Here is a 10,855-nt window from a genome sequence, read left to right on the forward strand (position 1 = left end):
ATTTGATTCGAGCTATATTAGTTTCTATCATTTAGGTGTTGTTCACCATTATCCTGTATTAAAAATAGAGTGGGACGAAAATAGATATGAGCGAATTTTTAGAGATATTAACTCACGGCCGTCGTTTTAAAGCTGCAGTAAAAGAACTTAGCGTTGAAGAGTTACGTGATTTAGCCGACAAATTAGATAAAATTTTAGTAGAACGCGAGTCTATGGCTGAGGAAGAAGAACAAGCCATGGCAGCTCGTAATGCTAAGATTGAAGAAATCCGTCAACAAATGGAAGCCGTTGGTTTATCAATTGATGACTTAGGTGGCGTAGCTGTTAAAGCTGCTGCAAAGAAACGCGCTCCTCGTCCAGCCAAATACCAAATTGAAGTTGACGGTGAAATGGTTCAATGGACTGGCCAAGGCCGTATGCCTACCGTATTTAAGAACGAGATCAACAAAGGTCGTTCTATGGAAGATTTCTTAATCTAATCCAACCAAGTGTGATGGCGCTAATTGCCAACACCAGTTTGCATAAAAGCTCGCATTAATTGCGAGCTTTTTTATATCCATCAATCGTTTCAAACTTAAACGACAGCCGTTAATTCCGCACCTCACTCCCGCTCAAATTACGTTACAATTCAGCCTTAGTATTTACATCTGCTTTCAGTTACTCTTTGTTCACCCTCACTCGATTGAATAAAATAATGCAGATAAACAATAAGATAATGATAAGCTGCAGCATAATCGCTAGCTTAGTATCACAAACAACATTTGCCCAACTCAATACTGGAACAACATCCAGTAAACTCACTGCATTTACCCATGCTGAATTAATTATTGCACCGGGAAAGCGTTTAAGCGATGCCACTTTATTAATTGAAAATAATCGAATTAAAGCCATTATTGAGCACAACGACATTCCCGCTGGCGCATTTAGAATCGATTTGAGTGGTTATACAATTTATCCCGGATTTATCGATCCTTTTACCGATTATGGGATTGAATTCGAATATCCCAAACTTAAGCTCACTCGCCCCGTCTATGATATAAAGCGTATCGGTGGTAATGCGGAAAATGGTGCAATTCATTCTGAAAAAGAATGGTTTAATTACGTTTACCCCAATAAAGAACGCGCAAAAGAGTGGATTAATAATGGTTTCACCAGTGTGCAAAGTAGCAAACTCGACGGTATCTTCCGTGGAACGGGTGTCAGCCTTTCATTAGCAGACAAAACGGCTAATGAAGTGATTTATCGCGCCCGCAGTCAACCTTTTATGGCATTTGATAAAGGTTCGTCTGAACAAGATTATCCCTCATCATTAATGGGTAGCATTGCACTTATTAGGCAAACCTTTGCCGATGCAAATTGGTATAACCAAAATAAAAACAAACCTGCCAATGGCGCAATAAACAATCAAGTCGAATTTAATATCGCCTTTGAGCGTTTAGATAATTTAGCCGATAAGCAAATTATCTTTGAAACCAACAATCTCAACGACCAATTACGTGCAGCCCATTTACTCAAAGAACATAAACTGCCAGCCAACCTACTTGGTAATGGTCAAGAATACTCACGCATCAATGAGTTAAAGGCGCTGAACTATCCGTTGATCTTGCCTTTAAACTATCCGCAGGCGCCCGATGTCGGCACAGATGACGCTGATCGTGAAGTATCACTGGCGGATTTAAGACAGTGGGAACGTGCACCAACCAACCAACCCTGCGGCGGTAGCTAACGCAGGTATCCCCTTTGCGTTAACGCAGTTTGGGATTAAGACCGATGCCTTCTGGCCGCGCCTACGCCAAGCCATTGCCCAAGGTTTAAGTGAAGAAAACGCTCTCGCGGCACTCACCACCCAAGCCGCAGAGATGACAGGCACCGCCGACTTTACCGGTAAACTCGCGCCCGGTTATATGGCTGACTTTGTTATCACTAAAGGCAATATCTTTAAAGATGGCCAGATCTACAGTGTTTGGTTGCAAGGTCAGGAGCAAAGTCTGCGCTCACTTCCCCAAGCACGATTACTGGGAGATTACCAATTAAGCCTCAATAACCTCACGCTAGATTTATCGCTACATGATGAAAGTAAAAGTGATAAACCCAACATCCAAGGCAATTTAAGCAGTGGCGAACAAAGTATCTCACTCACTCAACTTAAGTTAGATGATAACGGAAGATTGAGCTTTACTGCCGATTTGAGCGCCGCAGGCATTAACGGCCTTAGCCGCTTTACGCTGTGGATGGCCGATGACGGCATTCAAGGTCGTATGGTCGATGCAAAAAGTCGCACTACAAATGTTGCCGGTGTCGCTTTAACTCAAACTGCAAAGCGCAAAAATGCAGACCAAGCAAGCAATCAAGCTCCCAAGAATGAAGCCAACACGAGCCTAGTGAGTCACCTCACCTTCCCTAACGTCGCTTACGGACTGAGAGAAGCCCCTAATGTTGAGAAGCTGCACATCAAGAATGCCACCCTGTGGACATCAGATAAACAAGGTATTCTCGAACATGCTGATCTCTTGATGGCCAATGGCCGCATCGAAAAAATTGGCCAACAATTAAGTACGCCATCAGGTTATCAAGTCCTCGATGCAACAGGTAAACACCTCACCGCTGGCATAGTCGATGAACACTCGCATATCGCCATTAATGGCGGTACTAACGAAGGAACAGACGCAGTAACCTCTGAAGTACGCATTGGCGATATTATTAATCCCGACGATATTTCAATCTATCGTGCCTTAGCGGGCGGCGTCACCAGCGCGCAATTACTCCACGGTAGCGCCAACCCTATCGGTGGACAATCACAACTGATCAAAATGAAATGGGGCGAGTCGGCCGAACAACTCAAATTTACTAACGCGCCCGCCAGTATCAAATTTGCTTTAGGTGAAAACGTCAAACAGAGTAACTGGGGTGAGAAATTTGTTCAGCGCTTCCCCCAGACTCGCATGGGAGTAAAAGCGTTATTTGAAGAAACCTTCGACGCTGCTATCGCCTATGAAAAGGCGTTAAAAACCTATGATAATCTGCGCTCCAGCGATAAAAAGAAAACCGTCGCTCCGCGCCCAAGTTACCGTCTGCAAGCAGTGGCCGAAGTATTAAACCAGCAACGCGACGTACATATTCATTCCTATGTGCAGTCAGAAATCCTGATGTTTATCCGCTTAGCCGAGGCCTATCACTTTAAAGTACAAACCTTTACCCATGTGCTCGAAGGTTACAAAGTGGCGAGTGAACTGGCTGCCCATGGTGCTGGCGCATCGACCTTTGCCGATTGGTGGGCCTATAAGTTTGAGGTGTATGATGCGATTCCGCAAAACGCGTGTCTGATGCAAAACAAGGGGGTGATCACCAGCATTAACTCAGACGATTATGAAATGCAGCGCAGACTCAACCAAGAAGCGGCTAAGTCTATGATGTATTGCAATATGTCGAAGGAAGATGCTTGGAACATGGTCACTATTAATCCAGCCAAACAATTAAGAGTCGATGAATTTGTGGGTTCACTTACTCCAGGAAAAATGGCCGATATCGTACTCTGGAACGCAGAGCCACTGTCTATTTACGCCAAAGTGACGCAGGCATGGGTTGAAGGAAAACGCTATTTTGACCGCGACCAAGACCAAGTTGCCCAACAAGCTGTGGTGAACGAGCGCGCCGCACTTATCCAAAAAATTCTCAGCAGTGATGACCAAACTAAAGCGGGTGAAAAAATCACGCCACTCAACGAGCCACAGTGGCACTGCGACACCCACTATCAGGCATGGGGCCACGCTCATGAGGGAGCCAAATAATGCAACATTTATCTAAAACCGTTTTGTTTGTGGCGCTACTCGGCGCAATTTGCACCACGCAGGCCCCAGTTATGGCCAATGATATCGTACCTACGCCTAAACAAAGCCGCAGCGTACTGATTAAAAACGCCACTGTGCACACAGTCAGTCAAGGCGTGCTCAGCAACACAGACGTCTTAATTGAAAATGGCAAGATCACGGCCGTTGGGCCTCAACTGACCAGCCAAATCAACAATGCAACCACAGAAAGCAGTGACACTCAAATCGTCGATGCCAGCGGTAAACACTTGTATCCGGGCTTAATTGCCCTCGATACCAGCTTAGGTTTGGTTGAAATTGAAATGAGCCGCCCAACGGTTGATAACGCCGAGGTAGGTTATATCAATCCGCAGATCAGCACGGCCACAGCTTACAATCCGGATTCGGAGCTCATCCCGACCATACGTTACAACGGCATTACCCACGCGCAAATCGTCCCAAGCGGTGATGGGTTAGCTGGACAATCGGTACTGGTGGATCTCGATGCATGGACGATTGAAGATGCGATGACACCAAGTGCTGGACAGTTCCATGTCTATTGGCCGCAAATCAAACGCATGCCAGAAGATGAAAAAGAGAAAGCCAAGGCCATCGAGAAAAATCAGCAGGCGATCGACAAGCTCAATATCGCCTTTGAAGATGGCTATCGCTATTTCTTAAGTGATAAGGCCAACGGCAAAGACAAAAACCAGGATGAAGATCCACAGTCCGCGACCAACAACCTACGCTGGCAGGCCATGTTACCGCTATACCAAGGCAAAGCGACACTGTTTGCCCATGCCAATAGTGTTGGCCAAATTGAGCAAGTGATCGCCTTGACGAAAAAATACCAATTCAAACTGGTAATTGTCGGCGGATACGATGCATGGCGTTTGGACTCAAGCCTAAGGGAAGTTAAGGCTGGAGTCATTTACCCTCATACCTTGAGTCTGCCTAAACGTAAAGATGAGCCAGTCGATTTACCCTTTAAGATCCCATCTTTACTCGCCAATGCAGGTATACCCTTCGCCCTTGGGTTCTCATCGGACTGGAATAGCCGTAACCTCCCCTACGCCGCAGGTTACAGCGCCGCTTATGGTTTAACGCCTGAACAAGCACTGAAATCCATCACCTTAGATGCCGCAAAGTTGCTAGGTGTGGAGGATTTAGGTGCGATAGCGGTGGGATACCAAGGCAGTGTCGTGCTGTCAGAGGGGGACATTCTCGACCCTATGACCAATAAAATTGAGGCTATCTGGATTGAAGGGCGGCAGATAGATCTGAATAATCGCCATCAGCAGCTTTATCAAAAGTACCTTAAGCGGTAGAATTTACTCAGATAATAATATCGCATCGGCGCAGCCTACCAAGGCTGCGCAGTTTTCTCCTCAACCTCAGGTCAAACCATGAAAATTATCCTCTCAAGTGCATTAGTGCTCCTGCTCAGTGCCTGTGCAAGCGACTACAGTTTTAACAGTAATTTGGACAGTGAGGCGATTAATGATTATTTCAAGGCATCCGATGTCATCCTTTATGAAGGCGATACCTTGCCGAAAGGTCATTATGAATTAAAAGGATTGGTCGAAGGTGAGTCCTGTCAGGCCGATGCTAACGGTGCGCCCGCGTCGCTTGCCGATGCCAGAACCGAAGCCCGTCGCAATGCGGCAGATAAAGGGGCTAACGGCATTATCATCAAGCAATGTGTCATATTTGAAGAAGCTGCCCAAGGTTGTATCAGCCGCGCATTATGCGTTGGTCAAGCAGTAAAAACGGCTACAACAGAGTAAGCCTCACGCATATTAAAAAGCATACTGCTCGCAGCGTGATCCTATAGTGTTCTAAGATTGCCCCTATCAACCGCTTAATGGCTAACGCTTCATGACCAATGCTGCATTATTAGCGCTCAAAGATGGGCCTTAATGATGAGCTTAGAATGATGAACTTAGGCGGTTGTTATACTTACCCTTTAGGTAATTTTTTGCATGACATTTACCAACCAAATTATCGCAGTGGCAACATGCCGCACGCCCTATAAACAAAAATTTGGCATTCCAAGACAACCCGGACTTGTTGAAGCGCGCGGTTATGTCGAACTCGAACCCCATGTGAATCATATCGATGCGGTGCGTGGCATAGAGCAATATTCACATCTCTGGTTACTGTTTTGCTTCCATGAGAATCTTGCCCAAGGTTGGAAAACCACAGTGCGCCCGCCGCGTTTAGGCGGCAATGAAAAACTCGGCGTGTTCGCCACTCGCTCCACTTTTCGCCCCAATGGTATAGGCCAATCTGTGGTGAAACTGCACGGCGTAGTGCAGCGCAAGGGCAAAGTGTGCCTCGAAATTTCCGGTATGGATCTGCTCGATGGCACACCGATAATTGATATTAAACCTTACATTCCTTTCTCAGATTCCATTACCGATGCTGTCGGCGGCATTGCCCAAGACGCGCCTAAACAGATTTCAGTGGTGTATTCTGACCATGCCAAGACGCAGATTGAGCGTTACACCCTGCAGGAAACCTACACAGATTTAGCCGTACTTATCCGCGGTGTGCTCGGCCAAGATCCACGTCCCGCCTACAAAAAAGCCAAGGACGATCCTAAGTTATACCAAGTCGCCCTCTATGATTTAGATGTGTTCTGGCACATGGCGGTCGATGATAATGACCAAGAATACATCTTAGTATTAGAACTCAAACCGGGGAAATGTGGCTAAATGTCTGCGCCAACGCCTACATCAAAACCTGATTATCAAAGCCAGCATAAAAAGCGGCTCTCTTGGATGCCGTGGCTGTATTTTTCCTTAAAAGAGAAACATTTAATCTGGGCTAAACCTTGGCAAGACGATATTCAAGCAAAACTTTGTGCCCTCGAAACCATCAACATCGGCGAGCAATGCTTTATCGCCCCCGAGGCGCAGTTATTCGCCGAACCCAATCGTGATATCCGCATGGGTAATCGCTGCATGATCGCCGCCGACTGTTTCTTACATGGGCCTATCAGACTAGGGGACGAAGTGGCGATTAATCATGGCTGCTCCTTCGATGGCGGCAGGGTCGGGATTCAGATAGGCAATCAAACCCGCATCGCCAATAATGTCACCCTTTACGCCTTTAACCATGGCATGGCGCCAGATACTCCCATATATCAACAAGCCGCCAACTCCAAAGGCATTATTATTGGCCAAGATGTGTGGATTGGCGCTCAGGCAGGCATAGTCGATGGTGTGACCATTGGCGATCACGCTGTGGTGGGTATGGGCAGCATAGTGACGAAAGATGTGCCCGACTGGGCGATAGTGGCAGGCAACCCCGCCAAAGTGATTGGTGATAGACGGGATAAGTAAGCAGTAAGGATTATCTTGATACTAGCAGTGACGAAGTCACTCTATAATAGCGCAGCGCTCTTCCTTGCGTTATCCGTTATCCGTTATCCGTTATCCGTTATCCGTTATCCAGCATCAAAAAATGCTATTTATCTCCCAGCTAGTTGAATTTAACCTAAATCCCTAGGTGACATCACCAAAGCAGGTGATAAAATGGCGACCATTCAACTCAAATTTGGACATCGGTAATGCGCGTCAGCAAGTACCTGCTATCAACACAGAAAGAAACTCCTGCCAACGCAGAGGTCATTAGTCATCAATTAATGTTACGTGCGGGCATGATCCGTCGTAATGCGTCGGGCCTTTATAGCTACCTCCCCACGGGCTTACGCGTATTGCGTAAAGTCGAAGCCATTGTTCGTGAGGAAATGAACAAAGCCGGTGCAATTGAAATTCTAATGCCTATGGTGCAACCGGCAGACTTGTGGGTAGAAACAGGTCGTTGGGAAAAGTTTGGCCCCGAGCTGCTGCGCTTTAAAGATCGCCACAATCGCGACTTCGTACTGGGGCCAACCCACGAAGAAGTGATCACAGATCTCATTCGTAAAGAAGTCAGCTCATACAAGCAATTACCGCTGAATCTTTACCAAATTCAAACCAAATTCCGTGACGAAGTTCGCCCACGTTTTGGCATGATGCGCTCACGTGAATTCTTGATGAAAGACGCCTACTCTTTCCACCTTGACGTCGATACCATGAATGAAACCTATGAGGCTATGTACACAGCCTATAGCAACATTCTATCGCGCATGGGCTTAGCTTTCCGCCCAGTTTTAGCTGATACGGGTTCAATCGGTGGCAGCATGTCACACGAGTTCCATGTTCTAGCACAAAGCGGTGAAGATTTAATTGCTTACTCAACGGGCAGCGATTATGCCGCTAACATTGAGAAAGCCGAATCACCTATGCCAACTGAACCACGCGGCGCAGCCACTGAAGCATTGCGTTTAGTCGATACCCCAAATGCGAAGACCATTGCAGAATTAGTTGAGCAGTTTGGTTTGGATATCACTAAAACAGTCAAAACCTTAATCGTAATGGGTGCGACAGAAGCGACGCCTTTAGTGGCACTGATTGTTCGTGGCGACCATGAACTCAACGAAGTCAAGGCTGACAAGTTAGACTTAGTCGCATCACCATTGGAAATGGCGCCAGAAGCGCTGATCCGTGACGCCATTGGCGCAGGTCCTGGTTCACTTGGCCCTATCGGTCTTAAAATCCCTATAGTTATCGATCACAGCGTTAGCGTAATGAGCGATTTTGCCGCCGGTGCTAACGTTGATGACCAACACTATTTTGGTATCAACTGGGAACGCGATCTGCCGACAGCGCAAGTTGCCGACATCCGTAACGTAGTCGAAGGCGAGCCAACACCTGATGGTTCAGGCACTTATGCTATGGCACGCGGTATCGAAGTGGGCCATATTTTCCAACTGGGCACTAACTATTCTAAATCGATGAACGCGACTGTACTTGACGAAAATGGCAAGTCACAGGTGCTACTAATGGGTTGTTACGGTGTCGGCGTGAGCCGTATCGTGGCAGCAGCCATCGAACAAAACTTCGATGACCGTGGCATCATTTGGCCAGAAGCAATTGCACCATTTAGCGTGGGCATTCTGCCAATGAACATGCACAAGTCGCACCGCGTCACCGATATCGCCGAGCAGTTATACAAAGACTTAAACGAAGCGGGTATCGAAGTGTTATTGGATGATCGTAAAGAGCGTCCAGGCGTGATGTTCGCCGATATGGAACTGATTGGTATCCCACATACTGTGGTGATTGGCGATCGCAATATCGATGCGGGCGTATTTGAATACAAAAACCGCCGCACAGGTGAGAAACAAGATATTCCGTTCGATCAACTTGTTGATTTTCTGAAAAATGCGGTTAAAAGCTAACGCTTAATGTTACTCAGATAAGCATGAAAAAACGCACTTAAGATTAAGTGCGTTTTTTATTGTCATTGAAAAGTCTATTTTAACGATCGTGAATATCAGTACATCATCATTGGCTAAAACAGGGCAAACTCGGCTCATAGGTCTAGTTTAAATCAAAAAAGGCTTTAAGCTCATTCATTTGCTCCATTGCATCTTTATACCCTAAATCGATTAACGCACTGGTATAGGATTTTTCAAACAATAAGTAAGACACAATACTCGAATCTGACTGGCGATTAATGCCGGTAAAACCAAGTAAAACCCTTATTGCCCAAGGCATATCGTCATAAAACCGCGCGGCAAGCTTACTTAAGTCTTCACTCGGTTTGATAACTAAGGTTTTTATAGGCTGTAACGTCAGTTTTTTACGGCTTTCCTCGGGGATCTGCGCCAAGGTATTATTGATCCGCTCTAATCTTTCAAGATCGCTATTAAGGGTATCTGAAAAGATAGTATCAAGTAGATGACCTGCAATAGTGGCTGTTTTTGGGTGGTATTCCAATTCCATCGGAAAGTGCTTATGCGGGCTATCTAAGTTAATCACTAATAGTTTTTTGGCACCTAAGTGGATAGGACTTGATAATGGTGCAAGTTGGTGAACCGAACCATCACCATAATAAGCCTGATTGAGCTTAATGGATGGAAACACCATAGGAATCGCTGAACTCGCTAACAAATGCTCAGTATTGAGCATCATACGTTGACCACTACGTCTTGCTCTTGTCCAATTATCAATATCCCGAGAGGCTTGAAAGAACGTCACTGAACGGGAATTGTTATAACAGGATGTATCCACACTCAGCGCAGTCAGTGAGCCACTGCGTATATTACGGTCAATCCGTTTGAAATCGATAAGTTCGTTAAGCAGTTTTCTTAAGGGATCATTATCAAGCAAACTACCCGCATCCGTATTCACTTTATCATCCTGCATTCCTTTAAGTGCCATTTTTGCTAAATGGCTCAATACCCCAAAAATAGAGGCACGATAAACTTTTCGAGTTTCAAAATGGCGCCAGACCCATTCCAGTTTTCTCACTCCAAGGTGAAAGCAAGATGCATGGGTCGCAATCGCAGTACCATTAATGGCTCCAGCGGATGTTCCGCAAATGATTTTAAAGGGAATACCATGGTTGCGTGGATAAAGCTGAACGAGTGCCTTTAACACGCCTACTTGATAGGCGGCTCGAGCACCACCGCCGCCGAGAACTAATGCTGTAGATGTTGGCAATGTACAGGCCCAATTAATTGTTTTAATAATTTATTAAAGCAATGCATATCGCTAAAAAGCAAGTCCGAGCACTTGATCCTTAGAGAATTTATGCAATTTTAAAGTTTTGGAAACAAATAATGTTGTTATAGAAACGAAGATCGAATAAATAACAATCCACAGCTACTTGTGCCTAACCTCAGCTCGAGAGTCTGAAAATCTCATACTAAAACATTGACAGTGCAGCATATACGGCTAGGACTTTGTACTGAAGAATCCCCTGATGATTTACAAATAAATCATCAAATTAGAGTGGAAGCGCATCTTGTTGCATGATCAAATGGTTTCGCTAAAAACTACACTTGGACAACAAGATGCGCGAAGCCAATATCCTACAACATTCTTTACACCAATACTGCCCAGAACTTCACCTAAAACGATTAAACAGCTTGATGCTGGCCTCTAAGGCACTGATTGAATGTAAGACACTGACCTTGACTGAGTTAGGTCGAA

Annotated in this window: 7 protein-coding genes and 2 pseudogenes; 8 read left to right on the top strand and 1 reads right to left on the bottom strand. The window is 45.7% G+C overall.

What is annotated here, in order from left to right:
* Positions 1-86 precede the first annotated feature (86 nt).
* The 7 genes and pseudogenes from L5M18_RS17195 (at position 87) to L5M18_RS17230 (ending at position 9,096) form a co-directional block, all read left to right on the top strand.
* Complete coding sequence (locus L5M18_RS17195) at positions 87-479, top strand: H-NS family nucleoid-associated regulatory protein (protein WP_028761125.1); 393 nt, start codon at positions 87-89, stop codon at positions 477-479.
* A 215-nt stretch (positions 480-694) separates the two neighbouring features.
* Positions 695-3,788 (top strand): annotated as a pseudogene (locus L5M18_RS17205) (amidohydrolase family protein).
* Positions 3,788-5,134: an amidohydrolase family protein gene (locus tag L5M18_RS17210; RefSeq protein WP_263197932.1), complete on the top strand. Its 1,347-nt coding sequence runs from the start codon at positions 3,788-3,790 to the stop codon at positions 5,132-5,134. The pseudogene L5M18_RS17205 and the gene L5M18_RS17210 overlap by 1 nt, the downstream one beginning before the upstream one ends.
* A 78-nt stretch (positions 5,135-5,212) precedes the next feature.
* Positions 5,213-5,593: an Rcs stress response system protein RcsF gene (gene rcsF / locus L5M18_RS17215; RefSeq protein ID WP_113940978.1), complete on the top strand. Its 381-nt coding sequence runs from the start codon at positions 5,213-5,215 to the stop codon at positions 5,591-5,593.
* A 195-nt stretch (positions 5,594-5,788) separates the two neighbouring features.
* On the top strand, positions 5,789-6,523 hold the full coding sequence (tsaA, locus tag L5M18_RS17220) for a tRNA (N6-threonylcarbamoyladenosine(37)-N6)-methyltransferase TrmO (protein WP_263197935.1): 735 nt from the start codon (positions 5,789-5,791) through the stop codon (positions 6,521-6,523).
* Positions 6,524-7,153 (top strand): acyltransferase, encoded by a 630-nt coding sequence (locus L5M18_RS17225; RefSeq protein WP_263197937.1) that lies wholly within the window; start codon positions 6,524-6,526, stop codon positions 7,151-7,153.
* Between the two features lie 227 nt (positions 7,154-7,380).
* On the top strand, positions 7,381-9,096 hold the full coding sequence (locus L5M18_RS17230) for a proline--tRNA ligase (RefSeq protein WP_263197940.1): 1,716 nt from the start codon (positions 7,381-7,383) through the stop codon (positions 9,094-9,096).
* Between the two features lie 142 nt (positions 9,097-9,238).
* Here L5M18_RS17230 and L5M18_RS17235 read toward each other — a convergent pair whose 3' ends face one another.
* On the bottom strand, positions 9,239-10,363 hold the full coding sequence (locus L5M18_RS17235; RefSeq protein ID WP_011788828.1) for a patatin-like phospholipase family protein: 1,125 nt from the start codon (positions 10,361-10,363) through the stop codon (positions 9,239-9,241).
* A 353-nt stretch (positions 10,364-10,716) separates the two neighbouring features.
* Here L5M18_RS17235 and L5M18_RS17240 point away from each other — a divergent pair.
* A pseudogene (locus L5M18_RS17240) lies at positions 10,717-10,855 on the top strand (IS4 family transposase); the annotation flags it as partial.

This window comes from Shewanella sp. SM20, assembly GCF_025654545.1.
GTDB classification, from domain to species: domain Bacteria; phylum Pseudomonadota; class Gammaproteobacteria; order Enterobacterales; family Shewanellaceae; genus Shewanella; species Shewanella oncorhynchi.

Coding starts and splice junctions, on each gene's coding strand:
- L5M18_RS17230 (WP_263197940.1), top strand. CDS start 7,381: ATGCGCGTCAGCAAGTACCTGCTATCAACACAGAAAGAAACTCCTGCC.
- rcsF (WP_113940978.1), top strand. CDS start 5,213: ATGAAAATTATCCTCTCAAGTGCATTAGTGCTCCTGCTCAGTGCCTGT.
- L5M18_RS17225 (WP_263197937.1), top strand. CDS start 6,524: ATGTCTGCGCCAACGCCTACATCAAAACCTGATTATCAAAGCCAGCAT.
- L5M18_RS17210 (WP_263197932.1), top strand. CDS start 3,788: ATGCAACATTTATCTAAAACCGTTTTGTTTGTGGCGCTACTCGGCGCA.
- tsaA (WP_263197935.1), top strand. CDS start 5,789: ATGACATTTACCAACCAAATTATCGCAGTGGCAACATGCCGCACGCCC.
- L5M18_RS17195 (WP_028761125.1), top strand. CDS start 87: ATGAGCGAATTTTTAGAGATATTAACTCACGGCCGTCGTTTTAAAGCT.